Source organism: Lyngbya aestuarii BL J (assembly GCF_000478195.2).
GTDB lineage: Bacteria > Cyanobacteriota > Cyanobacteriia > Cyanobacteriales > Microcoleaceae > Capilliphycus > Capilliphycus aestuarii.
This window is the reverse complement of record NZ_AUZM01000050.1, coordinates 20,864-46,737: the sequence shown is the minus strand read 5'-3', so window position 1 is coordinate 46,737 and position 25,874 is coordinate 20,864. Positions and strand designations below refer to the sequence as shown.

The window sequence follows — 25,874 nt, the reverse complement described above, 5'->3', positions numbered from 1 at the left end:
TAATCTGGCTAACATTTAGAGGCGGCTTTTCTACCAATCCAAATTCAGCCGCAGTGGGTTGATGTTGGGGAGGATTGAGTAACCAACGACGATGAGATTCTAACTTTTTGATTTGGGCGTAACCATAACCCGAATAGGTTTGTTTGATGCGTTTAGAAAGAAATAATTGTCGATGTTGCTGCAATATTTTTCCTACTTCTGTCAGGTGAACATAGTCTTTAAACCAGAATAATTCTAAAATATTGGGATTATTATCAATCGCTAATTTTAAGAACTTTCTGAGTTCATAGATACAGGTATCTTTGGCTAAATAAGGAAACGTTTGAGATGGGGTTGTATCCCAGCCTTTATCCTGTTGTTCGATGTGACTTAATCCCAAATAATAGGGTTTTGTCGCAATAAAAATGCCGCGATAGTCATAGTCAGAGGTAGCTGTTTCTAACCCATAACCTCGTGAACCTGTTAAGGCAATTAAAACCGTTCTATTTTCAATGTCTTCACGATTCATTAATTAGTTAAACGAACAACTTCTGCTGATCGTTCCTCACTTGTATAAAACTGTATTATGTTTGTAGTATATCACAAGAATAACGAACCTGCAACTATTCCACATCCACCAATGTAGGGGTTATTGTGTAGAAATCTATGTTTTTGAGGCAGAAACCTGAATCAACCCACCCCACTTGTCTCAGGTTAATTTTTTCGGGTTAAAACAATTCCCGCTAAAATCAGGAAACCTCCGATCAAAAAAAAGCTTATATCGTATATAATAAAGTTGGGAACTTGGCGAATATGATGCAATCTCAAGATCGCATGAAAAACAACACTATCAAATAAATTAAATCCTCCCCAACCTATTAGATTCCAGCCAATAAATGCGCGAGTTGACAGTGAAAAACTGGGATTTTGCTTAATACTTTTCCACAACAAACCTAAACCCGCTACAGTAATTGTAAACATTCCAGCATTAAAAACACCATCCGCAACAGTATTTGTTTCTAATCCGGCGAGGGTATTTGTGGGGACGAGATTGGCGATCATGTGGTGCCATTGCCACAACTGATGCAATACAATTCCATCGATAAACCCGCCCAAACCAAAGCCGAGTAAAAAACTTGCAAAAATTAACATTTTACTTTCGGAAGTAGTCGAGTCTAAGTTTTGCTTGCTTGTTTCATTTGTCATTATTTTATAACTCCTTGTCGCCTAATTTCAGTGAGATTCGGATGAATTAATGATTGTTTGAATGTTTAGAAATATAAGTGATTAAAAACTCCTTCATTTGCGGAAATGTATTGCAATCAAAACCCATTTCTTTACCCTGTTCTAGGATGGTATCTGCCGATATATTTTCTTTAATCGCAATATACATTAACCCCATTGCACCCGAACGCAATCCACTTTTACAATGGAGTAAGACAGGTTTCGGAAGGTAATCAATTTGTTGTATAATTTTATCGGCAAGTTCCTCTGTAATCCCATTAGGTTTGACGGGAAGATTAACATATTCTAATCCGGCTGCTTCTGCTTGTTTCTCCTCATCACTGAGGAAACCTTCTTCTTGAGGAGATCGAAAGTTTAGCACGGATTTAAACCCGGCTTGTGCTGCTTGTTGCAATTGGGTCGGTGTAACTTGATTAGTCGCAATTGAGAGTTGCTCATTAATTTTTTTAAGATTTTCCATGACTGTACTTATCCTTTGTGACTTAATCCCCTAAATATAATACTCCCCCGGAGTTAACCCGAGGGAATCTTCTTTCTACGATTCGACTTTCAATATATCGAGCGTTCAAAGTTAAAGTGTGTGCTAGTTCTTTTAGTTAGAAGACTCAGAACCCCGTAGACGTTCTAACTCGAGTCGCAAAGCGGCAATTTGAGCGGTGAGTTCTTGAAGGTCTTCAGCCGAGTCAGGTTCAGAAACCGAGACTGGGGTTGTAGTCATAGACGATGAAGACGTTGAAGTTGTCGTCTCAGTAGCACCAGAATTGCTTTGTTGCTCTAAGATTGTATCAACAAACTTGCGAGCTTCTTCCTCGGTTTGTTCTCCTTTTTCAGCCCACTCCTGGGCAAGCTGACTCCATTGAGACTGAATTTTTTCTAGATTCTCATTTCGCTTGTGCGAATCTTGTAGCATTTCAATCATAGAGGAGGTTGCGCCGAGTGTGACGCGGAACCCTTGGTGTAAAATTTGAGTTAAGTTATCGGCATTCATGAGAATCAGAACATGAGTGGATAAAAAACTGACCGTCTCGTTAGAAATCAGTCAAGTTGGGTGAACATCTTAACACTAGGTCGCTCATTTGAGCTATAAACTCATTATCTTTTTAGCAGACCTGCTCGATATACTGATTGACATCTTCAATAATCCGAGTCAATTCAGCTTCACTGTTCACCTTAATACGGTCATCTCGGACTGTAATCAGTAACTTCGCAGCAAACGGACTCGGCCAAATATTGGGATTACAAAATACTTCTAAAAATACATCTCCCGTATGTTGATATTCCATTGATTTTTGTGGGGTGGGCTTCCCCGTTGTACCGGAAGTAGACTTCATCGCAACCGCTTTGAGTTGCTGCATCAACTCATCAAGGGCTGCTTTTAAGCCCAGAGCCGCTTCTGGAGTAAAACTAACGGAAACTGAGCCTTGAATTAAATTTAACGTCAGGGGAGCAATGGGCATAAACACAGAATCGAACACTTTTCACAATTGCCCTCTGATTTTACCTGTCCGGCTCCACCTGAAATTTTCACCTCTGGGTTCTCTAGGAAGCCTGAACGCTTACTATCAGGCTATTATCAGCCTCAACTGGGGATACAAAACTTAACGTCTAATAGCGAATCTGCAAAGTAACGGAGGCTTGAACTTGCTGTTCTCCCCCAATAACAGGCGTGTCTGCTTGTTCGGCGACCATATTCGCCTGACGCATCATCAGCGGGCGAGGCGGTGGTGCGCTGGCGTTATTAACTTGAATACCGACAATTTCCCGTTTGGTTAAATTCAGCGTATCGAGAACGGCATCGGCTTGACGTTGGGCTTCTTGAGTCGCCTGTTTCAATGCTTGTTGTTGAGCCGCTTCTATGGCATTATCGGCCGCAACAAAGCTAATCCGATCAATACGGGTTGCTCCGGCTTTGACTGCATCATCCATCAAACTTCCAACTTTGTCGGTGGGCATACGGAAACTAACGGTATTGGTTGCTGAGTATCCCGTTAACTGTTGTTGGTCGTTGCGATAACTATAGTTTGGGTTGAGACGAATTCCGGTGGTTTCTAGTTTCTCAACATTACGCGATCGCAATAACTCTACCACGGCTGAGGTGCGTTTGGCGGCAAATTGTTGAACTTGATCGGCTGTTTTTCCCTGCACTTCTACACCCAGTTGAACTTGAGTTAGAGACGTCGGAATATTAACAGTACCTTGACCACTAACAGTTAATGTTCTCATTTGTTGTTCTTGGGCAATAACGGGCGGGGTTTGGGAAAAATTGACTAAACCAACAAGGCCTATACCCAGTGATAAAGCGGTAAATAGACCCCAGGAAGAAGAAGATAGACGAGCAACGGACATAGTAGGTTTTCTCTCAATCAAATTATCAAGTGAGGTGAGTGGCAAATCTCAGTCTCTGCATCACTCATCTGTTTCAGTTTGCCCTCATTGAGTTCAGGATCTTTCATCAACTCAATGCTGTTTAAAGTTTGGGCAATTTCTTCATAAATAGACGGAAAAAGAACCTGAAAAGATTCCGAATTGTGACAGTTTTTACAGTGACCCGTATAGGGAAAATTTATGAATTGTCCGTACCACTGACCTTACCCAAAGTTAAATGTGGCAATCACCTCTTGGTCTTCCATATACCATTGGCTTTCGTGAACGTATTTAGCACAATTAATATTGAGTTCGCCATAGTCTTCTTTTTCAGAGGTTTGAACGAATGCTTTGAGTTCCTGAAAATAAACTTCACCCACGGGATCAAGAATTCGTCCGAGGGAGATATGTCCGAGATTAGATTGTTGGGGAGAAGCCCAAGGGATTTGTTGAGATAATTGTTCTCGTAGTTGATCAAATTTGACCTATCCTTTGACAATTATGGTGCCATCGGGTGTGATTAAAAATCCCCGATAAGACATTTTAAAAGGTTGAACATTATTTAAGATGGCTTGTATAATTTCTGGGGTTTGAGTCAATAACGTGGGTTCTATTTCTGACTGGGGTCGTTTGATAATAAACAGTTCCCAGTGATAGTTTTGTGGCTGAACTTGATAAAATCGAGTAGAATTAGGAAGCAACTGAATAATTTGATTAAACAAAGATTGAAATTTTGTTGTTAGCGACGGGGGAAGGGGAAGCCCGACTAAGGTTGTCCAAACTTCAAACCGCTTAGGAACAATTCTTCGGTCATTGAAGTCAAAGAGATTGCGAGACGTTTCTAAAAACTCTAAGGGAAAATCATCAAGGTCTAGAAATCGTTGTTTAAGAGTTTGATAGCGTTGATTCAGTTTCATTGTTTAATGTGGCTTTGAAATGATTGGCATCCACTGATTCAATTTTGATAGTATTGTAACTCGTGTATTCCCATTTTAGATGTCTTTTTTTTTAAATTATTTAAACATGACAGAATCTTCTTTATCCTTAGATAGTCGGCGTCGTTCCCGAATTGTTGTTTCTACAAATAACCCCAATGAACCTCGCTCACTTATTCAACCCGGAACAGGTTTTGATGGAGTTGTCGCATGGGGAATGAATGGAGAGATTGACTGTACCGGATCATTGCTCTACACAGGTCGTCATATTCTCACTGTTGCTCACTGTTTTAACAATATTGATGATACACCCAATCTTAATCCTAATAAGAGCGATTATACCGTATTTTTTGATTTACCCACAGGTCGAATTTCTATCCCCGCTAAACAAATTTTTGTTCATCCCAATTGGCGTTCAGACTATGACAATAACTCGGATATTGCTATTATTGAACTCTCTAAAACTGCGCCAATAGAAGCAGATCGTTATCAAATTTATACTCAGTTTAATGAAGTGGGTCAAGTCTTTGAAAAAGTTGGATATGGGACAAGTGGAACCGGATGGACAGGAGAAAATTTTAATGATGTCAATCTAATTAAGCGCAAAGGAAAAAATCGCTATGATGCTTTTAGTGATATTTTTAATGATGATCCTCAAAGTAATATTGTACTCGGATCTCAACTCGCTTATGACTTTGATAATGGTTCGTTTTTCAATGATGCTTTTGGGGTAGAATATGGTATTGTAGACTTAGGATTAGGTGTCGAAGAAGTTGGAATTAGTGGCGGAGATTCAGGCGCACCCGCTTTTATTGATGGAAAAATAGCAGGAATAAGCTCTTTTGGTCAAAGTCCATTTGATCCGACAGTTGACGTTACCGATGAAAATGATACCAGTTTCGGAGAGTTTTTTAGTGATACCCGAGTCTCAATTTATTCAACTTGGATAGAGGAAACGATCGCGTTATCAAATAGTGAAGAAGATTTGATTCAGGGAAGTCAGGAAAGTGATCTTTTAAATGGAAACCAGGGAAATGATCAACTCGAGGGTTTCAGTGGAGAAGATACGTTATTTGGGGGGCGAGATCATGATACCATTAATGGTGGGAATGGCGATGATTTGATTTATGGAAATCGGGGAAATGATAGCCTAGAAGGGGGAAGTGGAAATGATAACTTGTTTGGTGGTCAAGAGGATGATATCCTCAGTGGAGGTGAGGGTCAAGATACGTTGAGTGGAGATAGAGGACAGGATATTTTAACAGGAGGAAATGGTGAAGATTTGTTTATTTTATCCACCTCAACCGCAGTCAGTGGTCTAGCTGAAGTCGATATTATTACTGATTTTAACTCTGGCGATCGCATTGGACTCACAGCCGGATTAACAGCAGAAAACTTAAGTTTAGAATTCTTGGAATTCGCCGGAAATTCAGGTATTTTAATCCGTAATACTTTAGAAAATACAGTCTTAGGATTTGTCCAGAATACCCCCGAAGAAATACTTGTGGATGCTTGGATCTCAATCTAAAATCTCAATTAAGTCTTGATCGGCTTCTACAAATAAGAACACCAATCACTCCAACTTCCCGCATAGAGTTTTCCCTGATGAATTCCAGCCATTTCTAAAGACCATAAATTCACACAAGCAGTTACCCCCGAACCACAATAAACCATAATTTCTTCTGCATCTTTAATTTGAGTCCAACGTTGAGCTTGTTCGTCTATTTTAGCATATCCATCCGGGTCAGAAACCTCTTTCCAAGGATAGTTAACAGCGCCCGGAATATGTCCAGCAATCGGATCAATGGGTTCAGTTTTTCCCAAATACCGATCCGGATCACGAGAATCAATTAAAGCAACTTGAGGCTGATCTTTTCTCGCTTTCACGGTGTCGATATCAACCACTAATTCTGAATTAATTTTCGGGTTAAACTGACCCGATTTAGGAGTGGGTAGAGTATTATTAACGGGATAACCTTGATCTTTCCACTGACCAAATCCTCCGTCTAAAATAGCGACCTTTTCATGTCCCATGTATCGCAATAACCACCACAAACGAGCCGCAAACGCAAAGCGAGAATCATCATAAGCAACCACAAAGGTATCAGAATGAATTCCCATTTCGCTAAAAGTTTGAGCTAATTTGGAGAAATTGGGAAGGGGATGACGACCGCCATGTTGAGCAACAGGACTGGAAAGATCTCGGTTTAGATCAAGATAGTATGCTCCGGGAATATGACTTTCTTGATACTGGCGTTGTCCGAGTTCGGAATCAGCTAATGAAAAGCGACAGTCAACAACAACAATATTAGGATTATCAAGTTGATTGGCTAACCCAGAAGCAGAAACGACTAAAGCATTATCCGTCATATTTTGGTCTCAATTCTGAAGAAAATTAAGGTTCTCAGTTCAGAAACTCCTGATTCGACTTTAATGAGAGTCTAAAATTGCTTTTTCAAATTCCATACGTTGTTTAGCACTGTAGAGGAAATAACCATTCATCATCGCTGAAGCGAGAAGACGACCCAACTGTTGACGATTTGTATTGATATTAACATCAAAATGGTCGGAGGGTAAACCGCCTAAAAGTTGAGCAAGACGATGTTCCATAATTTGAGCAACTTCAGGATCGGGTTGAGAAAGGTGAGAGATAGTTTCTGGGTTCATCGACTGAAGGTATTGTAACAGTTGATTTCCGTCTGATGAAGCGTCTTTGAAAAAATCAGGAACTCGATTCGATACATTTTTATCGTGCATTTTAAATCCTTTTTTGTATTCTGTAAAATTTTAGGCTGACTTGCTTTCTACTCTAGCCACTGATCCTATCCTGTTCTAGTGAGTAAAACCGAACCAAATGGGGGGATGTTTCGACTTTTATCTTTCGTCTTGATTTGATGCTGATGGACGTTGAATAAATTGTTTTAAAATAGTTTGCGGAGAACGATCCCAAGTATCTTCGTGGCGATAGATGAGGGCGTGTTCGGTGAGCTTGTAAGCAGAAGAACCGTTAAAAAATATTTGCGGTTTCCACGGAAGTCGTAGGGTTCCCCGTACTGTCCAGTCAGCGGAAATCAGATCCACTGCGGTTTGTTGAACTCGGTGTAAATCAAAGTAAATTTCACTAAAAAATAAGCGAGCATGAAATCGGAGTGTCCAAAAGATAATTCTGTAGTTAAATTTCCATTTAAATGTATTCACGGGGTCGGTAAAGTAAATATTTGAGGTATAGATATTGTAGGAAATATCTTTTTCAAATAAGGTAGGGAGGTCATTTTTTAGGGTTGTGATCACCGTTTCTATTTGAGCTTGATATTGTTCGGGTGTTAGTTGGGGTGAGGTTGCCGTCATAATTTGCGCTTGCCAAAACAATCCAAAAATAAGCTGTAAAAATAGGGTAACATTTTACTTGAATTTTGGAAAGATTGGGAAATATTGAGTAGACAATTCCCCCTTGAAAACTCAAAAAGGAGGGAATTGTAAGACTTGTTGATTTTTAATCGATTCTACTGATTGTTACATTTAACTCGTTGCTTTTCGATATCCTTATTTCGAGGAATTTCGGAGAGATCAACTCCGGGTTGATAAATGGTTCTAGCATCCCAAAGTTTTGCACCCTCTAAGTTCGCTCCTGCTAAGTTGGTTGTATCATCTATAATGGCTCCACTCAGGTCAGTTTTACTCAAATCAGCACCACTTAAATCGGCTCCACTGAGGTTCGCATCAACAAAGTTTGCGTAGGGAAATTCAGCATTTTCCAGTTGGGATCGGGTGAGATCCGCACAGGTAAAATAAGCGCCTTCAAAATAACCATCACTGAGATTGGCTTCAGTTAAATCTGCTTGGCGGAGTTGAGCATTAACGCGCCGGGTATTACTAAGATCTGCACCTCGGAGATTACATCCTTGACAAGAACTGGCTTGTCCTTTGAGAAAAACGTCAGGATCGTTGGTATTAAACTGAGCGAAACTCGGAGCAATCGCCACCAGGGGAATAAGTAACCCCAGTATTCCTAGTAGTTTAGACTTCATTTAATGTTCCTCCTATTCCTCGGATCAGTTGGTTCTGATACTTCGAGATTTTAACATATTTATTTTGTCGATAGAGAAGCCTAAAAAGTTTCTGAACATGAGAGTATTCTTAAGTTTTAGAAGTTAGTTGATCTCCGTAGTCCGCCCGTTTTATCCTCGAATCAAAGTATCAATTTTTGTAAATAAAATGCACTGTATTCTTATCCCAATCAAACTGAACTCGGGTGATGAATCTATCTGGAGATAGATGTCAACTGATTTCCAAATAGATCCACCTGAAAATTATCACCGCTTTTAATTCGCTTTAATTGTCGTAAACCCGAGCTTCAGCAGCATCTGGATTTTCTTCACAAAAAGCCTCAAAAGCTGTCTTCTCAATCCGTTCTGCTTTTTGGTGCGCTGCTTCTGCTTGTAATTCTTCGACAATATCCCAAGCCGCAGCACATTCTTTTGAAGTTGCGCCTTTTTCTGCACAGGTGGCGCGAGCGTCTTTAATAGCTTCTTGGATACGTTCTTCGAGGAGAATACTTTTCGGTTTTTCGACAAAATCGCCTTTTTTGAGGATGTCATCAATTGAAATCATCCCCATCAACGTTTCTTGAATAACAGGTGCTAAATGAATGTGAGTCTGAGCAAACAACCGAGCAACATATTCTACACCCAAATCAGGGTTAACAACGATGCAGGGTTTGGTCATAATTTCATAAACTCGCATTTGTTTGGGATCTTTACCGAAAGCGGCAACTTTGTAAATGATGTCCGTTTCGGTGACAATACCATAAGCATCCTGTTCGTGACGACGTTCGACAATTAAAGCACGGACTCCGCAATCGTTTATTTTCTTAACCGCTTCAGCAACAGTAGCTGAACCCCGAATGGTGACAACATCAGTCGTCATAATATCTTTGGCTTTGAGCATCATGGCTCTTTCTCCATTAATTCACTGCAAATTCTAGCTTGCCTTGTTATGGGATCAAAAGAAAGGATTGTTAAATTAATTCTAAGCTGTTAAAATATAAGATTTAAAATCTTTAATCTTTTGGGGACAGTCAAAGATTACTCCGCCGTAAAACGACGGAGCCTGCATTGACCGTTGGTGAGGATGACAATTAGCACTTATATGGCACACAAACTCCATTGAGAATAGAGAAAGGCAACCCAACTCACTGAAGGTCTGAAAAGTCAGTTCGATTGCTCTTTAATTCCTCATCAATTCTCAACAAAAGTCAAATAAAATCAATCATAATTGTGAGTTCACAAATCCGAGAATCTGTAGACATCAAATCAACCTTTTCTGGAGTGATTCACTGGGCTGCATTCAAGTCAATCCGTTGATATTGATAGGATTGATCTTCAGCGCCCCAAATCTGATTTCCCTTTTGATCATATCCGCGATCAAAAGTCTCCATACTTTGAGCATCTAAAGTAATCCGATTTGTGATCGTGACTGCACCTTTATAATTGGCAGGACATCCTTCGGGTTGAGTTTGACCAATATATTGAGAACCCGCAGGTTGGAGAAAAACACTACAGCGATAATCTCCAATGTCCTCAATTGTAACCAGACGTTCCGACTCAGGCTGACTACAAAAATTCACCAAAGCCCTGAGGTTAGGAGGAACAAAAGTCGCCGACTCCACCTTTTGGCCATCAGCACTCGGAGAAATCTGTAAAAAACGCTGGCGATAGGGTTTTTGGGGATTACTCGTCATCGCCTGTTCTTGATACAGAAAAATAGCAGGAGATCGCTGGGTAATTTCATCGGCATCAGCAACTTTGACGACACAGGTTGTCATCCGAACACTCGGCGCCCCGGTCACCGCTTGGGCTTGGGCGCTGGTTTCCATCACACCTGTGAGATAAGAGACAACCTCTAGGACTTGACGGGGAGTTGAGTTGAGGATCAAGCCACATCCAAATAAACTAGCAGTAGTGATCAACGTGACGATCGCATAGCCTGTTTTCAGGGGATAACTCACCTGCACCTCCATTGCATAAATTCCAACACCGTTGTTTCTACTATTTGCAACTACTTTAATAAATTTGTCAACATGATCAGGTCAGCCTAATTTTCAGTTAGACCGGAATAGATTTTCAGTTTACCGTTGCAAAATACTATGCCAACTTACACCGGAATTTCAAGTGAAGCGTTTCGCCATCCTCTCGATCGACAAGCAGAAGAAGCCCTCCGCAGCGTTCCAGGGTTTGATCTGATTGCCAGTAAGTTTGTAGAATTTGTCTACGAACGGCCTCAGTACGTTTATCTGATGGGGAATAGTATTCAAGTCGGGCCACGTCAATACGCCAGTATCTATCATCTTTTTCGTGAATGTATTCGAGATCTCGATGTCTTGAATGAACCCGTTTTATTCGTGGCACAAAACCCCCAAGTTAACAGCTATTCTCTGGGACAGGAACGCCCCTATATTGTTCTGAATACAGGTTTATTAGATGTTGTTGATCAAGCCCAATTACGGGCGGTTTTAGCCCATGAACTCGGTCATATCAAATGTGGTCATCCGATTTTAAATCAAATGGCGATTTGGGCGATGGGTGTCGCTTCCACCATTGGAGAAATGACGATGGGGCTTGGAAATTTAGTCAGCAGTGGATTGATTTATGCCTTTTATGAATGGCGACGTAAAGCGGAACTTTCGGCGGATCGGGCGGCGTTGTTGGTTACAGATGATTTGAAATGTGTTATGCACTCAATGATGACGATGGCGGGGGTGAGTGGAAAATACGCTTCCCAATGTTCTCTTGATGAGTTTATTCGCCAGTCTGAACAGTATCACAATCTCGATAGCGATGGCTTGAATCAAGTGTATAAATTTTTGCTGTATAACGGGGGTCAAGGAATGATGCTGACTCATCCTTTCCCGGTGGAACGAATTCAATATTTACGGGAGTGGGCGACTTCTGAAGAATATCGACAAATTCGTTTAGGAAATTATAAACAAAGGGTTTCCGAAGGTGCGGTTGAAGTCGAAGTTGAGGAGTCGAATGATGAAGTCGAGGCGTTACAGCGTCAAATTGAGGAGTTACAGCGAGAAATCAATCAAGTTAAATCGAGTCAAGGAGAAAGCTAAACGGTAAAGGATGAGGAGGTAGCCGAAAATCATTCCTGCGTCCTCCTCGCTTTTTTTTGGATGTTTCACAATTTCCGGAATTGACTAACTCGGAAATGAAGGATAATGTTAAGGTAAAGGATTAAAATCGGGAAAAACTCTAACATGATAGGCACTTTTGATCGGAAAAAAAATAATTCTGGCGGATTTAAACCCAACTGGGGCGATTTTTTGGGTAAAGGCGCAATTGTCTTAGCGATTTTGGCGGGTACTATGTATCTGACTAATCCTTCACGAGAAGAATATTTGAATTATGCTTCCGGTAGATTAGTGACAGAAGCTCAGGAAAAATGGTGTACAAAGTCTAATATACCTGAGTTTTTGAATGGAATTTCCGAATCATTAGTTGATACTTGTCAATCGCTTGTGACGAATAGACGAGAATGGATTCAGGAGAATATTAATCAAGGAACTGACCGTCATAATGCAGTATTGTTCAGCATTTATACGACGGATTTTGATTTTGTAGATAAGCGCTATCGCACGATCGCAGTTTTTGGTAATTTTCTGAGTTTTTATTCAGAAGATCTACAACAAATCGAAAACACAGAAAACACAGAAAACACAGAAAACACAGAAAACGTTAAGCCTATTTCTAAGTAACTCAGTTCATTTCTGTGGTCTGTGAAGTTTTTCTTTTTCTTCACCGTTAGACGGTATTTTTTTGTTTTTTGAGTATAATTGCTTGTTTTCCTCTCTATAAAACCCATCGATAGACACAAAATTATGGGTATAAATTCTATAAATATTGACTTTAAAAATCTAGTTTATCTTTAAAAAATAAGGATGGATTAATAATAACTTAATCCACCCTAAAAACTTGAATTGAACTGAAATTTAACCGAAATAATTGGGTTCTGAACCTGGATGCCATTTAATATTACAGCCCATACTGGCTACTTGATCCAGACTCACCGCTTGATCGCCTAAAACCGCATCCAACGCCGCCCGTAAATCTTTCCCTGTAACTGGTTTTCCATTACTCGGACGACTCTCATCGAGTTGACCCCGATAAACTAATTGGCGATCGCCATCAAATACAAAAAAGTCAGGTGTACAAGCGGCTGTATATCTCTTGGCAACTTCCTGAGTTTCGTCATAGCAGTAAGGAAAATTAAAGCCTAATTCCTGCGCCATTTCTTTGAGTTGATCGGGTGCATCACCCGGATGAGTTTGAACAGAATTAGAACTAATTGCTACAATACCAACTCCTTTGGGAACATAGTCTTTGCCAATTTTTGCGAGTTCATTTTGAACGTGTTTGACAAAGGGACAATGACGACAAATAAACATCACTAACAACGCTTTTTTGTCCGCAAACGTCTCTAAAGAGATCGTTTCCCCTGTGGTGACATCCGGGAGTTGAAAATCCGGTGCCGGGGTTGATAGCGCTAACATCGTAGAAGCCGTTAAAGACATTGTTAAACTTTCCTTAATTACAATCAACAACAAACAGACTTATTGCTATTATCAGGTATCGAGGGGAGATCTTTCAAACTAATCCTTGATTCAACCCACAAAATGCTGATTAAGTTGGAGGGGTTGCCAAGCGGATTGCTAGACTAGAGTTTGCCTTACTTCAGTTGATATCACCATTCATGCACAGGCTGTTAACAGGTTCACTTCGGGTTGAATATCTGACCTTGGCAATAGCCAATCTTCCCGCTTCATTAGACGGAATTCGACTGGTTCAGTTGAGTGATTTGCATTATGATGGGATGAGACTGTCAGATCGTTTATTAGCAGAGGCGATCGCAGAAACAAATCACGCCAAACCTGATTTAATTTTTTTGACAGGGGATTATGTCACCGATGACCCCAAACCCATTCATCGCTTAGTTTGGCATCTGAAACTATTGCGAAGTCAAGCTGGAATTTATGCGGTATTAGGAAACCATGATTATCATTATCCCGACTCCCAAGGGATGATTACTGAAGCATTCACAAAAATTGGCATTCAAGTTTTATCCAATCAAGTTGTTTATCCGTTAGGATATCAGTTAGCAGTTATTGGATTACCGGATATTTATTCAGGTCAATTTAACCCCGAATCAGTGATGGATTTAGTTGACCAAATGACACCCCGAATTGTTTTATCTCATAGCCCAGATACTGCCGAATTGCTCAAAAAATGGCGAATTGATTTACAATTATCAGGTCATACGCATGGGGGTCAAATTGTGCTTCCGGGAATCGGGCCTTTACCGGGTTGGATGCAAGAAGTTCAGCGTCAACTTCCCCAGTCTCTAAAATTTTTAGTGCCGTTAAAATCGGGCTGTAAAAAGGTCTTTAAACATTGGGAATGGGCTTCTGGTTTGCATTCTGTTGGGGCAAATTTTTTATATGTTAATCGAGGGTTAGGAACTTACCCACCCGGACGATTTAATTGTCCGCCTGAAGTCACAGTTATTACTTTAAAAAGCTCTTAGTTGTTGGGTTTCAGCCCTTATTTTCTGCGCTAAAGCGCAACTACAAACTATCAGTTAAATTCGGTCAATTTGAAAATTACTTAAACCAATGGAAGAACTACTTACTCTTAAAGAACTCCTACATCAAGGCAATATAACAGAGGCTCTGTTAATTGTAGAAGAATTAGAAGAAATGAGCAAATCAGATAAACTGAATAAAATATTTAGTTATGGTATTATTTTGCTCCTGCACCTGATTAAGCAATCTGCTGAAAGCCGCACCACGAGGTCTTGGAATCTTTCAATTCGCAATTGTGTCAAGCAAATTCAACGCACTAATTCTCGCCAGAAAGCAAAGGGAACTTATATGACTGAAGAAGAATTAGCAGCAACCCTAGAGGATGCTTATGATTTAGCATTGGAAAAAGCCGCGATAGAAGCTTTTGAAGGAAAATATGAAGCTGAAGAATTAAGTCAATTCGTCCAACGAGAGGAGATTATAAAAAAGGCAATGAATTTAATCTGGGAACGATAAATATAGGACTTGCATAACTGATTGCGAGTCTTTATTCCCGGCTATGTGGTAAGATTAGAATTAGGATTTATAATTAGCAAGAGATTTTTAGAGAATGTTGGCGATCGTGCATTGTTCTAGTTTCCCAAGAATGGCGAGTTAAATTAGGTCAATTATAGCGATGAAAAGAACAGATGAAGTTTGGAAAACAGCCCAACTCGCCCAAACGTTTTTAGAAGGGGTTCGGGGTGCAATTCCTCTGGCGAGTGAACAGTTAGAGATGATGTTGCGAATTATTCAAAGGGCGAAGTCTCAAGTGAATACAGTCTTAGATTTAGGCTGTGGCGATGGGATACTCGGACGAACAATATTAACTCAGTATCCTCATGCAAAAGTTGTATTTTTAGACTTCTCAGAAGCGATGATTTCTGCGGTCAAAGATAAGCTGCAAACACCCGAAAATAACATTGAGTTTGTCTTAGAAGATTTTGGTCAAACAAGTTGGGTTAATTCCGTTCAAAATTTCGGTAAATTTGATGTAATTGTTTCGGGTTTTGCTATTCATCATCAACCGGATGATCGAAAACAGGAAGTGTATCAAGAGATTTATAACCTATTAACTCCTAGAGGTATTTTTCTAAATTTAGAACACGTTAAATCTACTTCTAATTTTGGTGAATTGGTTTTTAATGAAATGTTTATAGATTCGCTGGTAAATTATCATCATCAACGGGTAAATCATCAATCAAGAGAAGAAATTGCCCAACAGTATTATAACAGACCCGATAAAGAAGCGAATATTCTAGCACCCGTTGAACTGCAATGTCAGTGGTTAACAGAGATGGGCTTTCTTGATGTTGATTGCTTTATGAAAGTGTTAGAATTAGCGTTATTTGGGGGAATAAAACCTCAAAACTGAGTCAGTTAATCTCAAGTTTTTCTATTCTCCAAATCGATATCCTTTTCGGTAAACGGTATGAATCAGTTGTCGTTCTTTGGGATCTTCAATTTTGCGTCGGAGGAGTCGAATTTGAGCCGCTAAAACGTTACTACTAGGTTGATCTGAATCTACCCATAAATGTTGATAAATTTGTTGATGAGTGAGTAACTGACCGGAATGACGCATAAAATATTCCAGCAGTTTACATTCTTTTTCCGACAATTCAATCATACGTCCGTTTCGATAAGCCAGTTGATTTTCAATATCTAATTCTAGATCAAAAATTTGCAGCCGAGAATTCGCCGTTGGAGATTCTAATGTGGGTGGACGCCGTAATAAAGCCCGCACCCGTGCTAATAATTCTCGCAGTTCAAAGGGTTTAACTAAATAATCATCAGCCCCGGCATCAAGTCCTTTTACACGGTCATTTAAAGTGTCTTTTGCTGTTAGAAATAAAATGGGGATTTGATTGTTTTTTGATCGCAATTTTTGACACATTTCAATTCCAGATTGATGCGGTAACATCCAATCCAAAATCAATAAATCATAGTGATGTTGAATGGCTAAATTGTACCCGGTTCCCCCCTCATCGGCTACATCAACCGCATACCCTTCTCGGGTTAAAGCCCGACTCAAGGGTAGGGTGAGTTCAACTTCATCATCGACGAGAAGAATACGCATATTTCTGATTCGTAATTTGTTGTTAACTCCAACTCAAAATTAATCGTGTGAATGGGAAAGTCGATCCAAATATTCTAACTCAACTGCTGCTGCATCTATCCATGTATTAATCGCAGGTAAAGACCAGATAGCATCCATATAAGCTTGTTCAACTGAACCTAACTTGACACCATAGGTAATAAATCGAGAAACGACTGGAGCAAACATCGCATCAGCAATACTAAATTCCCCAAACAGAAGATCACCATTTCCCCCATATTTTTGACGACATTCTCGCCAAATTGTAGAGACACGATCAACATCAGCCTGCACGTCTGGCTTCATTCCCTCACCAGGATAGCGACCCCGACAATCCATTGGCATTTGAGAGCGTAAATTGAAAAAGTTAGCGTGCATTTCGTGACTGACTGAACGTGCAATTGCTTTTGCTTTTCGATCTTCTGGCCACAAATAAGGAGCGAAATTCTCGGCAATATATTCACAAATGGCTAAAGATTCCCAAATCGTTAAATCATCATCAAGCAAGACTGGAACTTGTCCGGATGGAGAATATTGACGAACCTGTTGGTAAAAGGTAGGTGTACTTAGGGGAATGCGAATTTCCGCAAATTCTAGTCCGGCTTGTTTCATCGTCAGCCAAGCCCGCAACGACCAAGAAGAATAATTTTTGTTGCCGATAACCAGAGTAAGTTTACTCATAATCTGGTAAATATTATAGATGTGGTTGTAAATTGTTATCCGTCATTTTTGATGTAACCCTAAATTGTTAACAACACAGATATTCAGTTTTGATACCTCTATCTCTGAAGTCTGGAAAAACAGCCATTGATAACTTTTCGATGATTCCTAAACGAATATGATTACCGTAGCACTTCCCAAAGGCGCCCTATTAGAAGATAGTATTCAGCTTTTACAAGAAGTTGGATTAGATTTTAGCGCATTTCTCGATTCTAGTAACCGACAATTACAAATTGATGACCCCACACATACCGCTAAAGGTTTACTGGTCAGGGCGCAGGATGTTCCCGTCTATGTCGAATATGGTCAAGCTCAGTTGGGAATTGTCGGCTATGATGTGTTGCGGGAGAAAAAATCGCAAGTGGCTTGTTTAGTTGACCTCAAATTTGGAAAGTGTCGGATGTCGGTTGCTGTCAAACAATCGAGTCCTTTTCGCAGTCCAGTTGAGTTACCGCTTCATAGTCGAGTTGCTTCTAAGTTTGTTCATTGTGCGAGTGAATATTTTGAGAGTTTAGATCTTCCTGTAGAGATTATACCGCTTTCGGGTTCAGTCGAACTTGGGCCGATTACGGGAATGTCGGAAGCTATTGTTGATTTAGTTTCTACAGGTCGGACGTTAAAGCAAAATGGTTTAATTGAAATAGAGGTTTTGTTTGAAAGTACCGCTCAGTTAATTGTTCATCCGTTGAGTTATCGGGTCAATACAGGGGGATTAAAAACGGTGGTTGAAAAAGTGCGATCAAAAATATTAGCACTTGTGTAATATGATTCTATAAATGTTGTCAAAATGACTGTTCAAGACGACCGTCGCGAAAATGAATTAATTCATATTTTTGAGTTAAGAAAACCTGATCTACCGACTCGAAGCGGTGTTGATGCGGTTTTAGATTGGAATCACCAACAAATTCCTTAGCTTCGGTGACAACCGTTCGAGATTTTGGTCCCGAACATATTCGCGCATTGGGAAGATAAACAGTGGTTATTTGGTTTTTATAGCTCAGACGGTCGTCAATTGCAATATTGTTTGTATGCTTCTCCAAAAATGAGACTTGAGCAATATTTAATTAAAAGAGGTTTAAACTCGAAGTGCTCAAAGAGGAATGAACTACAAAATTTGTTCAAGATGGAGAATAAAACCCTGTAGAACTTCTTCGCCTGATAAGGTTTGCGGAGCGTCTAACACCTGAATATATTGATTTTGGCGATAAATTTCAACTTGACGAGATTGGGGATTAATTAACCAACCTAGACGAGTTCCATTCTCAATATATTCTTTCATCTTATCTTGTAGAATTTGTAAACGGTCACTCGCCGAACGTAATTCAATCACAAAATCGGGACACAGAGGAATAAATTGTTTTCGTTGTGTAGTCGTTAAAGTATTCCAACGTTCTAAGGTTATCCAAGACACATCAGGAGAACGATCTGCACTGTTGGGAAGTTTAAAACCCGTAGAAGAATCAAACACTTTACCTAATTTATGTTCTTGATTCCACAGCCAAAGTTGAGCAGTTAATCCAGCATTATAGTTTCCTGTTTCTCCTCCTGTGGGTGACATAATCACTAAGTCTCCATTGGCATTTCGTTCAAATTTCAGATCACGGTTATTCTGACAAAGTTGAAAGAATTGTTCGTCTGTTAGAGCAATTGATTCTAGGTTCAGAGTGAAGTTTTTCATGAGAGTGAATCAACTCAACGCTATTTATTAGTATAAATCAAACCAGAAGTGAGTGTCTATTAAGTCGTGCTAAAAATTTATATTTTTGGGTTCAGAGAAGTGGGATAAAAGGTTCTACCGAATGTAGACTATAAAACCAATTCCTGATTTTATCTTATCATCAATTATCACTAAAAATCAACCAGAAATCTATAACTTTAACCAACATCTGTCCGTTTACTGAGAAATTTTCAGCTAAAAATGCTACATTAAGAACGTTTAACCTGTTCGACTATTAGCAAAAATCAGATATTTTTTGAATGACTAGCCTATTTCCACAAAGCAAAACTCGCAAAAATCAACCCGGTCGGGAGACAGACTGGCGACTCATAGCCCGTCTAGGAGGATACGCCAAACGGAGTAAAGGAATCCTCGTCCTTTCCATGATACTGTTAGTTCCCCTCTCTATCTCGGGCGCGATTCAACCTCTTCTCATCGGACAGACAATTTCACTAATTCGAGGTGAACCGACTTACGAATTTCTCGATGCAATGTCGCAGTCTGAGGGATTAAATTTTCTGGCTTGGTTGTTGTTAATCACGATTATTCTACGTTTCATTTTACAAGCGGTACAAGGGTTTTTAGTACAGAAAGTTGGGCAAAAAATAACTGCTGATATTCGCAATGATTTATTCCATCATGTCACCTCATTAGCTGTGCGATTTTTTGACCGTACACCTGTCGGAAAATTAATCACTCGTCTCACCAGTGATATTGATGCGTTAGGGGACGTTTTCTCCACAGGTGCAATAGGGATTATTAGTGATTTATTTTCGATTGGGGTAATCGCAGTTACGATGTTTACTCTACAATGGAAACTGGCTTTAATCCTGGTTTTCTCTATTTTTCCCGTAACAGCCGTCATTATTTACTTTCAACAACAATATCGTGTCGCCAACTACAAAGCCCGAGAAGAACTCTCTAATTTAAACTCAAAGTTACAAGAAAACCTCACCGGAATTAACGTCGTTCAGCTTTTCCGTCGGGAACCCTTTAATGCTGATTTGTTTCGTTCCAACAACAATCGCTATATCAAAGCCGTTGATAAAACTATTTTTTATGACTCAGCCGTATCTGCAACATTAGAATGGATTGCCCTCGTTGCAATTGGTGCTGTTTTGTGGTTTGGTGGACAGCAAGTTGTGGGAGGAACTCTCAGCTTTGGTGCGCTTTCTTCTTTTATTCTTTTTGCCCAACGTTTGTTTGACCCGTTGCGACAATTTGCAGATAAATTTACAGCTATTCAAGCCGGGTTAACTGCGATTGAACGAATTAATAATCTTCTGAGTGAATCTGTAGAAATTCGTGACCCTGAAGACCATCATCGTCAATATTTTAGCACCCAGAAAACCAAAGTTACAGGTAAAATTAAATTTGAAAATGTCAATTTTGCTTATAAACAAGACGAATACGTTTTAAAAAATTTGAATTTTACCATTCACCCGGGAGAAAAAATCGCCTTAGTCGGGCCAACTGGTGCGGGAAAAAGTTCAGTTATTCGTTTATTGTGTCGCTTGTATGAACCGAATAAAGGACGAATTTTAGTGGATGGAATCGATATTCGAGATTTACCTCAAGCCGAACTTCGCCGTCATATTGGAGTGATTTTACAAGATGGTTTTATCTTTGCTGGAGATGTCAAAAGTAATATTTCTTTGGGTGAAACCTACAGCATGGATGAAATAAGAATCGCGGCAGAAAAAACTAATATTGCTTCTTTTATTGAGAAATTACCCCAAGGTTATGACACAGAACTTCGAGAGCGAGGAACCAATCTTTCTAGTGGTCAAAAACAGTTACTCGCCTTTGCGAGAGTCGCCATTCGTAACCCGAAAATATTGGTTCTTGATGAAGCTACAGCTAATTTAGATGTGATGACAGAAGCGTTAATTCAAGAAGCCTTAGAACGACTTTTAGAAAACCGCACCGCTATTATTATCGCTCACCGTCTGTCAACGATTAGAAATGTAGACAAAATTTTGGTGTTAAAACAGGGTGAAATCATCGAGTTTGGCAGTCACGAAGAATTAATTGAACGTCAGGGGGTTTATGCTCGTTTGTACCAGTTGCAAATGTTAGGAAGTTAAGACTAGACTTGCTATAATTTGCCCAATCTATGATAATAGTAGAGTAGAATTAAAAGATCTATGAAAGGACTTTGGCTCGAAAATCAGCAGCTTCAATTTAGAGATAATCTTCCCGTTCCTGAACCCCCAAAAGATGAGGTGAGAGTACGGGTTTTAAGAGCAGGAATTTGCAATACAGACTTAGAATTAATTCGCGGCTACTACCCATACAAAGGAATTTTAGGTCACGAATTTGTAGGAATTATTGAACAAGGGCCTGAAGAATTCATCAATCAACGAGTCGTGGGTGAAATTAACGCCAGTTGTGGAGACTGTTGGTTTTGTCGCACCGGACAACCAACCCACTGTGAAAACCGCACGGTTTTAGGGATTGTTAACCGCAATGGTGCCTTTGCTGATTATCTCACCTTACCGTTAAAAAACCTACATTTAGTGCCTGAAAATGTTGCTACAGACGCGGCAACTTTTACCGAACCCGTAGCCGCAGCGTTGGAAATTCAGCAACAAATTTCGATTCAACCCAATCAAAAAGTTTTAGTGGTTGGAGATGGCAAACTCGGTCAATTAATCGCCCAAACGTTAGCGTTAACAGGTTGTGATTTATTAGCTATTGGTCGCCATCGGGAGAAGTTAGAAAACTTAGAAAAACGAGGAATAAAAACGGGGTTTTCAGATGCAGTTAAGCCAAAAACTTTCGATATTGCCGTTGAATGTACGGGCAACCCCAGCGGTTTTGAACTCGCTCATCAAGCCTTACGTCCTCGGGGAATTTTGGTATTAAAAAGTACCTACGCCGGAAAGTTAACTTTTGATGCGTCCGCGTTAGTTGTCGATGAAATTACTTTGATAGGTTCCCGTTGCGGCCCCTTTGCTCCAGCGTTAGAATTATTAGCTGAAAATAAAATTGATGTAGAGTCACTAATTCAAGCGCGTTATCCGCTGAGTGAAGGTTTAGAAGCGTTCAACCATGCTCAACAAAAAGGCGTGATGAAGATATTATTAGAGATGAGTTAATCTTGCATTTCATTCTCAATCGAACTTTGAATGGGTAAAGTGATTAGAAATTCTGTTCCTTCATGTTCTGAAGAATAAACTTGAATTTTGCCCTGATGTTTTTCAATGATTTTGTAAGAGATAGCCAAACCCAATCCGGTTCCTTTTCCAACAGGCTTTGTTGTAAAAAAGGGATCGAATAGTTTCCCTAAAATCTCGGCTGGAATTCCGCCCCCATTATCAGAAATTCTAATCATGACTTGCTCCTCTTGACTTTCGGTGAGAATCATAATTTTTTTGTCAAGTTGATTTTCTCGCTCTAACAGTGCATCAATTGCATTGCTGAGAATATTCATAAAAACTTGATTAATTTGAGCCGGATGACAAGCAACTTCCGGAATTTTACCATAGTTTTTAACGAGATCAATTTGAGAATTTAAACGATGATTTAAGAGTAACAATGTACTTTCTAATCCTTCATGTAAATCACAAGCTTTGACTTGGGCTTCATCCAAACGGGAGAAATTTCGCAAAGAGAGAACAATTTCACAAATTCGATCTGTTCCCATTCGCATAGATTGTAATATCTTAGGAAAATCTTCACGAATAAAGTCTAGATCACTGTCTTCAATTAAATTTGTAACTTCCGGTGGAATTTGTGAACTATGTTTTTGAAAAAGTGTAACCACAGTTAAAAGTTCTTCTGCATAAGATTCAATGTGATTAAGATTCCCATGAATAAAGCTGATTGGATTATTAATTTCATGGGCAATTCCTGCAACCATTTGACCTAAACTTGACATTTTTTCCGTTTGAATGAGTTTAGTTTGAGTATCATTTAATTCGCGTATATAGTGTTCAATCCATTCAATTAATTGATTAAAAGAAATTGCTAATATACCCACCTCATCTGTACTGGTCACAGGAACTCGTAAATCAAAATCTTCTGTACCTGTTACTGTTTGTGCAACTTCAGTGACTTTTTGAATCGGACGAGCAATTGTTCGACCTGTATAAAAAGCTAAAATTGTTGCAATTATAATTGAAAGTAATAAACTGGCTAAAATCACAAAAGTTCTAAATTTATCTGCTTTCACTAAGGCTTGTTCGGCTTGGTCAATTTGTTGCTCTGAAGATTCAATTAAAGTTTTTAGTTCATCAGAATAACGACTAAATTTAACCGCAGGAGGACTATTTGAAAACCGATTAATTTGTCGTTCTGTTCGAGAAAAATCTGCTGTTTCCCACTTGTCTTTCGCCAATAAATTTAAAATGATTCGCTGACGTTGAGCATAATCATCAACCACCTGTTCATACACTTCTAGAAAAGGCTGCATAGGAGTGATTTGATCTGAAACTGTTGTGGCTTGGAGTTGAGTCAGTAAGGTTTTCATTTGTTCAATTCGACGATCAAAATCGGTTTCTGCTTGACGAAATAAAGGTTCATCTCTTAAGACTGGAATAAATTCTTTTTCCGGTCTAAATTCAACAGATAAAAGTTGCAATTTGCCTAACAGTGAACCTTGAGTTCGAGCAATTTTTAGTTGTTCTTTTGCAGTTTGATGATAGTGATTTCCTAACCCCAAACCTACTAAGACCCCTAATACAGCAATTCCTAGAGAAATACCATATCCCCAGTAAATTTTGTGAACAATGCTAGTTTGTTTTAATTGACAAAAAAAAGATTGATTGTGACTGGTGTTAGATTTGGTGAGATTATCCATAGAGTTTAACAAATTTTTTATAAGGTAATGACATAAATTTTTTGAAAAAATCTAGTCAACTGAAACTTCAAAAAAGATTCAACTTTATTTTAAATAGTTCAACCTCTCACCTGTTCAATTGTGGTCTAATTATCAAGATGAAGTAACAGATAACTACAATTATAAGACGACAGCATTTATGTCAAGCAGAAAGAGGATTTGCATTCGGGCTGAAAGACTGTCTATTTATTTAATTCTCTATTATAATCTCTATTCGAGCCAAAGTTGAGAAAGTTAAAAATTATGTGAACAATCAGGAAATGAAGAACATCTTTGTACTTGCTCTGTGTCGTTTTATCCTAGACAACTCATTTTAACTTTTGTTGTGTATTTATGCCCGTTCAGAATTTCGATCATTCTTACAGTTTAGGCTCAAAAGAAATCCCTCTAACCCCGAATGAGGATGGACAACTTTACCTTTGGATATCATGCCAAGTTTTTGAGCGAGCTGAAGACTGGCTATATTGTTCGGTGCCGAATAAGCTCTAATTTCTGAAATCCATTCATTTGCTTTAAGTACATCTAATAATGCTTTTGTCGCTTCGTAAGCGTAGCCTTGTCTGCGATACTGAGAATTAATGCTATAATAAATTTCAACAGAATTTGCCTGATCCGGTGCAAACCCACAAGAACCCACATATTCATTGGAATGATTGAGCGCAATTGCATAAGCATGAATGATCTGATCTGATTCATAGCTAGAACACACAAAATTGAAAAGTTCAGTTGCACCTTCTAGGGTTTTTTGGGAATCTTCAAATGCTAAATATTCAGTAGACTTTGGATCAAGCATAAACGCTAAGTAGCCCGCTAAGTCCTGAGAAATAAACGGTCTAATCAGTAAACGAGAAGTTTGAATCGGTAATTGTATAGAAAGATTTTGAAATTGCATGATCATTTCAAAAGGAGTTTATCAAAATCATTGTGAAGCGTGTCAAGAATTTTTTAGAGAGAGCAGAACAGCCAAATCTGACCGGACATTAACATTGAATTCAAAAAGACTTTTAAAGAATGATTTTATAATTAATTCAATCGTGAGTGAGCTTAATAAAAAAAGGTGAGGAGCTGATCAAAACTAGAAAAAATCTCTAAAAACGTTGCCAAAAATGATTCGGCTTGAGTTGAAATTTTAGTTCAAGAATACTGAACCCGTTCCTGTAATATTTAAAGATCGGGTGTCGAAAAAGAAATTACCCGTTGGTTGAAAACGAACCTCTAACACGCCTGGTTCCACGGCTTTCGGAACCACCAGCAACAATCCACCATCCTGACGCCGATAAGTCAAATTTAACGGAATCGGTAATCCTTGTAATTCCACCTGAGAACTTCCCTCTAAAGTTCGTTCTCCTGTTCCCTCGATCACTTGATAAGCAATTGTTGCATCTGTGGTATTCACAAGCTTAACAGTCACCGATTGACGACCATTCAGGGACATCATCGCACTGGGTTCAGGAAAACGAGGGGGAGGTTCAGAACTTTGGGGTTCTTCTTGCTGTTCATCTCGCAGAGGTTGAGCCGGAGTGGTTGTCGGTGCCGCAGGAGTCGCTTCTTCGGCCTCCATTTCTTCCTCCTCCTCCTCCTCCGGTTCAACTACCGCAGGTTTTCCTTGTGGTCGGGGTGGCCCCCCGGCTTGAGCGATCGCCGTGAACCCGATCAAAAGACTGCAACACAACAAACCCCAAAATCGGACGGAACTTTGAGACAATAAATTGAATCGAATCATCTAGATCTACTCTCCTCGTGGTTGAAATCCACAAATATTAGATGAGATGTTATCTAGTGTACTGGACACTGCTTCAACCGAGAGGAACGAATTCATTTTTTGAGTTGTTTCTACTGAGCCTCCTGAGAAGCTATCCTGGGAAAAGAAAACCAATCAATAGACCTATTAGACTCTTATCCTGGTTATGAAACTTTTAAAACTCCCCCGCATTTTGGCTTTGGCATTGACGGTTATTTTAGCTTCTGTCGTTGCGATCGCGCAGACGGTGCTAGGTTTACAGTATACTCCTCGTTTAGTCGCTCAACTGATTGGCACTTCTCACTCAACCTCTGTCAAACACCAAAACTCAACCCCATCTGTGAGTCTAAACCAAATGTCGGCTGAGTTGAGTCAATACGCAATAAATTCAACCTCTTTCAACAATAACCCCTTAATCGCTCAAACTGACTCTCATCAATCCGAAAATCCTTACTCGGGTTGTAACTGTCCTCAATGTCAGGGGGTTAGCGTTTAGTTCCTCTTGACATAAATTTTGTGATCAAATCGGGAGAGAGTGGAAATCCCCTTCATTCTACTTTCTCCCTTTTGCTGATTTTTCCGATTTTTCCCCATCAATACAAGGCAGAAGTCA

At 39.5% G+C, this 25,874-nt stretch carries 32 protein-coding genes; 11 read left to right on the top strand and 21 right to left on the bottom strand.

Annotated features, from left to right (window positions below; translation table 11 throughout):
• The 8 genes from M595_RS19160 to M595_RS32435 all read right to left on the bottom strand — a co-directional run.
• Positions 1-508: nucleotidyltransferase domain-containing protein (locus M595_RS19160; protein WP_023068050.1), on the bottom strand; the 508-nt coding region annotated here is incomplete at its 3' end.
• A gap of 185 nt (positions 509-693) precedes the next feature.
• Positions 694-1,185: a DUF2243 domain-containing protein gene (locus M595_RS19155; protein WP_023067806.1), complete on the bottom strand. Its 492-nt coding sequence runs from the start codon at positions 1,183-1,185 to the stop codon at positions 694-696.
• Positions 1,186-1,231: 46 nt separating this feature from the next.
• Complete coding sequence (locus tag M595_RS19150; protein WP_023067812.1) at positions 1,232-1,684, bottom strand: protein tyrosine phosphatase family protein; 453 nt, start codon at positions 1,682-1,684, stop codon at positions 1,232-1,234.
• A gap of 132 nt (positions 1,685-1,816) precedes the next feature.
• Positions 1,817-2,212, bottom strand: a complete 396-nt coding sequence (locus M595_RS19145) for a hypothetical protein (RefSeq protein ID WP_023068013.1) — start codon at positions 2,210-2,212, stop codon at positions 1,817-1,819.
• 112 nt (positions 2,213-2,324) lie between these two features.
• Complete coding sequence (locus M595_RS19140) at positions 2,325-2,681, bottom strand: hypothetical protein (protein ID WP_023068045.1); 357 nt, start codon at positions 2,679-2,681, stop codon at positions 2,325-2,327.
• A gap of 148 nt (positions 2,682-2,829) precedes the next feature.
• Entirely contained in the window at positions 2,830-3,570 is a 741-nt protein-coding gene (locus tag M595_RS19135; protein ID WP_023068003.1) for an SIMPL domain-containing protein, read from the bottom strand.
• Positions 3,571-3,812: 242 nt separating this feature from the next.
• Positions 3,813-3,968: a hypothetical protein gene (locus M595_RS32440; protein ID WP_023068014.1), complete on the bottom strand. Its 156-nt coding sequence runs from the start codon at positions 3,966-3,968 to the stop codon at positions 3,813-3,815.
• Positions 3,969-4,073: 105 nt separating this feature from the next.
• Positions 4,074-4,505 (bottom strand): hypothetical protein, encoded by a 432-nt coding sequence (locus M595_RS32435; protein WP_023068037.1) that lies wholly within the window; start codon positions 4,503-4,505, stop codon positions 4,074-4,076.
• A gap of 106 nt (positions 4,506-4,611) precedes the next feature.
• Between M595_RS32435 and M595_RS19125 the strand changes: the two genes are divergently transcribed.
• A complete protein-coding gene (locus M595_RS19125; RefSeq protein WP_023068029.1) occupies positions 4,612-6,051 on the top strand; it encodes a trypsin-like serine protease in 1,440 nt (479 codons plus the stop codon).
• A gap of 26 nt (positions 6,052-6,077) precedes the next feature.
• Here the strand turns inward: M595_RS19125 and M595_RS19120 are convergent, their stop codons facing one another.
• The 6 genes from M595_RS19120 to M595_RS19095 all read right to left on the bottom strand — a co-directional run bounded on the left by M595_RS19120 (position 6,078) and on the right by M595_RS19095 (position 10,530).
• Complete coding sequence (locus tag M595_RS19120; protein WP_023068054.1) at positions 6,078-6,893, bottom strand: sulfurtransferase; 816 nt, start codon at positions 6,891-6,893, stop codon at positions 6,078-6,080.
• Between the two features lie 60 nt (positions 6,894-6,953).
• Entirely contained in the window at positions 6,954-7,280 is a 327-nt protein-coding gene (locus tag M595_RS19115; RefSeq protein ID WP_023068005.1) for a DUF760 domain-containing protein, read from the bottom strand.
• A gap of 117 nt (positions 7,281-7,397) precedes the next feature.
• A complete protein-coding gene (locus tag M595_RS19110) occupies positions 7,398-7,871 on the bottom strand; it encodes a C6orf136 family protein (protein WP_040484357.1) in 474 nt (157 codons plus the stop codon).
• 155 nt (positions 7,872-8,026) lie between these two features.
• On the bottom strand, positions 8,027-8,551 hold the full coding sequence (locus tag M595_RS19105; protein ID WP_023068034.1) for a pentapeptide repeat-containing protein: 525 nt from the start codon (positions 8,549-8,551) through the stop codon (positions 8,027-8,029).
• 304 nt (positions 8,552-8,855) lie between these two features.
• The gene (locus M595_RS19100; protein ID WP_040484356.1) at positions 8,856-9,473 is read right to left on the bottom strand and encodes a CP12 domain-containing protein; all 618 of its coding nucleotides are present in this window, start codon (positions 9,471-9,473) and stop codon (positions 8,856-8,858) included.
• Between the two features lie 382 nt (positions 9,474-9,855).
• Positions 9,856-10,530, bottom strand: coding sequence for a chromophore lyase CpcT/CpeT (locus M595_RS19095; RefSeq protein ID WP_238987105.1), 675 nt, complete (start codon positions 10,528-10,530; stop codon positions 9,856-9,858).
• A 138-nt stretch (positions 10,531-10,668) separates the two neighbouring features.
• Between M595_RS19095 and M595_RS19090 the strand changes: the two genes are divergently transcribed.
• Both M595_RS19090 and M595_RS19085 read left to right on the top strand, forming a co-directional pair.
• Positions 10,669-11,640, top strand: a complete 972-nt coding sequence (locus tag M595_RS19090) for a M48 family metallopeptidase (protein ID WP_023068011.1) — start codon at positions 10,669-10,671, stop codon at positions 11,638-11,640.
• Between the two features lie 144 nt (positions 11,641-11,784).
• A complete protein-coding gene (locus tag M595_RS19085; protein WP_023068044.1) occupies positions 11,785-12,282 on the top strand; it encodes a DUF4359 domain-containing protein in 498 nt (165 codons plus the stop codon).
• A gap of 234 nt (positions 12,283-12,516) precedes the next feature.
• Here the strand turns inward: M595_RS19085 and M595_RS19080 are convergent, their stop codons facing one another.
• Positions 12,517-13,098: a thioredoxin family protein gene (locus M595_RS19080; RefSeq protein WP_023068010.1), complete on the bottom strand. Its 582-nt coding sequence runs from the start codon at positions 13,096-13,098 to the stop codon at positions 12,517-12,519.
• A 179-nt stretch (positions 13,099-13,277) separates the two neighbouring features.
• On the opposite strand from M595_RS19080, the gene M595_RS19075 reads away from it, so the two are divergent.
• The 3 genes from M595_RS19075 (at position 13,278) to M595_RS19065 (ending at position 15,520) form a co-directional block, all read left to right on the top strand.
• The gene (locus tag M595_RS19075; RefSeq protein WP_023068028.1) at positions 13,278-14,108 is read left to right on the top strand and encodes a metallophosphoesterase; all 831 of its coding nucleotides are present in this window, start codon (positions 13,278-13,280) and stop codon (positions 14,106-14,108) included.
• Between the two features lie 88 nt (positions 14,109-14,196).
• The gene (locus M595_RS19070; RefSeq protein WP_023068016.1) at positions 14,197-14,622 is read left to right on the top strand and encodes a DUF29 family protein; all 426 of its coding nucleotides are present in this window, start codon (positions 14,197-14,199) and stop codon (positions 14,620-14,622) included.
• Between the two features lie 160 nt (positions 14,623-14,782).
• Positions 14,783-15,520: a class I SAM-dependent methyltransferase gene (locus tag M595_RS19065; RefSeq protein WP_023068015.1), complete on the top strand. Its 738-nt coding sequence runs from the start codon at positions 14,783-14,785 to the stop codon at positions 15,518-15,520.
• A gap of 21 nt (positions 15,521-15,541) precedes the next feature.
• Here the strand turns inward: M595_RS19065 and rppA are convergent, their stop codons facing one another.
• Both rppA and M595_RS19055 read right to left on the bottom strand, forming a co-directional pair.
• Entirely contained in the window at positions 15,542-16,222 is a 681-nt protein-coding gene (gene rppA, locus M595_RS19060) for a two-component system response regulator RppA (RefSeq protein WP_023068043.1), read from the bottom strand.
• 39 nt (positions 16,223-16,261) lie between these two features.
• Positions 16,262-16,921 (bottom strand): glutathione S-transferase family protein, encoded by a 660-nt coding sequence (locus tag M595_RS19055; RefSeq protein ID WP_023068020.1) that lies wholly within the window; start codon positions 16,919-16,921, stop codon positions 16,262-16,264.
• 157 nt (positions 16,922-17,078) lie between these two features.
• On the opposite strand from M595_RS19055, the gene hisG reads away from it, so the two are divergent.
• The gene (gene hisG / locus M595_RS19050) at positions 17,079-17,723 is read left to right on the top strand and encodes an ATP phosphoribosyltransferase (RefSeq protein ID WP_023068018.1); all 645 of its coding nucleotides are present in this window, start codon (positions 17,079-17,081) and stop codon (positions 17,721-17,723) included.
• Positions 17,724-17,747: 24 nt separating this feature from the next.
• The gene (locus M595_RS32760) at positions 17,748-17,873 is read left to right on the top strand and encodes a hypothetical protein (RefSeq protein ID WP_023068008.1); all 126 of its coding nucleotides are present in this window, start codon (positions 17,748-17,750) and stop codon (positions 17,871-17,873) included.
• Between the two features lie 192 nt (positions 17,874-18,065).
• On the opposite strand, the gene M595_RS19045 is transcribed toward M595_RS32760, so the two are convergent.
• Positions 18,066-18,638, bottom strand: a complete 573-nt coding sequence (locus M595_RS19045; RefSeq protein WP_023068032.1) for a Uma2 family endonuclease — start codon at positions 18,636-18,638, stop codon at positions 18,066-18,068.
• 299 nt (positions 18,639-18,937) lie between these two features.
• Here M595_RS19045 and M595_RS19040 point away from each other — a divergent pair, with 299 nt between their 5' ends.
• Positions 18,938-20,764: an ABC transporter ATP-binding protein gene (locus M595_RS19040; protein ID WP_023068023.1), complete on the top strand. Its 1,827-nt coding sequence runs from the start codon at positions 18,938-18,940 to the stop codon at positions 20,762-20,764.
• A 60-nt stretch (positions 20,765-20,824) separates the two neighbouring features.
• The gene (locus M595_RS19035; protein ID WP_023068006.1) at positions 20,825-21,778 is read left to right on the top strand and encodes an MDR/zinc-dependent alcohol dehydrogenase-like family protein; all 954 of its coding nucleotides are present in this window, start codon (positions 20,825-20,827) and stop codon (positions 21,776-21,778) included.
• On the opposite strand, the gene M595_RS19030 is transcribed toward M595_RS19035, so the two are convergent.
• The 3 genes from M595_RS19030 to M595_RS19020 all read right to left on the bottom strand — a co-directional run bounded on the left by M595_RS19030 (position 21,775) and on the right by M595_RS19020 (position 25,243).
• Positions 21,775-23,481: a sensor histidine kinase gene (locus tag M595_RS19030; RefSeq protein ID WP_023068022.1), complete on the bottom strand. Its 1,707-nt coding sequence runs from the start codon at positions 23,479-23,481 to the stop codon at positions 21,775-21,777. The genes M595_RS19035 and M595_RS19030 overlap by 4 nt on opposite strands.
• A 370-nt stretch (positions 23,482-23,851) precedes the next feature.
• Positions 23,852-24,412, bottom strand: coding sequence for a GNAT family N-acetyltransferase (locus M595_RS19025; RefSeq protein WP_023068051.1), 561 nt, complete (start codon positions 24,410-24,412; stop codon positions 23,852-23,854).
• A 237-nt stretch (positions 24,413-24,649) separates the two neighbouring features.
• Complete coding sequence (locus M595_RS19020) at positions 24,650-25,243, bottom strand: hypothetical protein (RefSeq protein WP_023068038.1); 594 nt, start codon at positions 25,241-25,243, stop codon at positions 24,650-24,652.
• A gap of 184 nt (positions 25,244-25,427) precedes the next feature.
• Here M595_RS19020 and M595_RS19015 point away from each other — a divergent pair, with 184 nt between their 5' ends.
• The gene (locus M595_RS19015) at positions 25,428-25,757 is read left to right on the top strand and encodes a hypothetical protein (RefSeq protein WP_023068041.1); all 330 of its coding nucleotides are present in this window, start codon (positions 25,428-25,430) and stop codon (positions 25,755-25,757) included.
• Positions 25,758-25,874 lie beyond the last annotated feature (117 nt).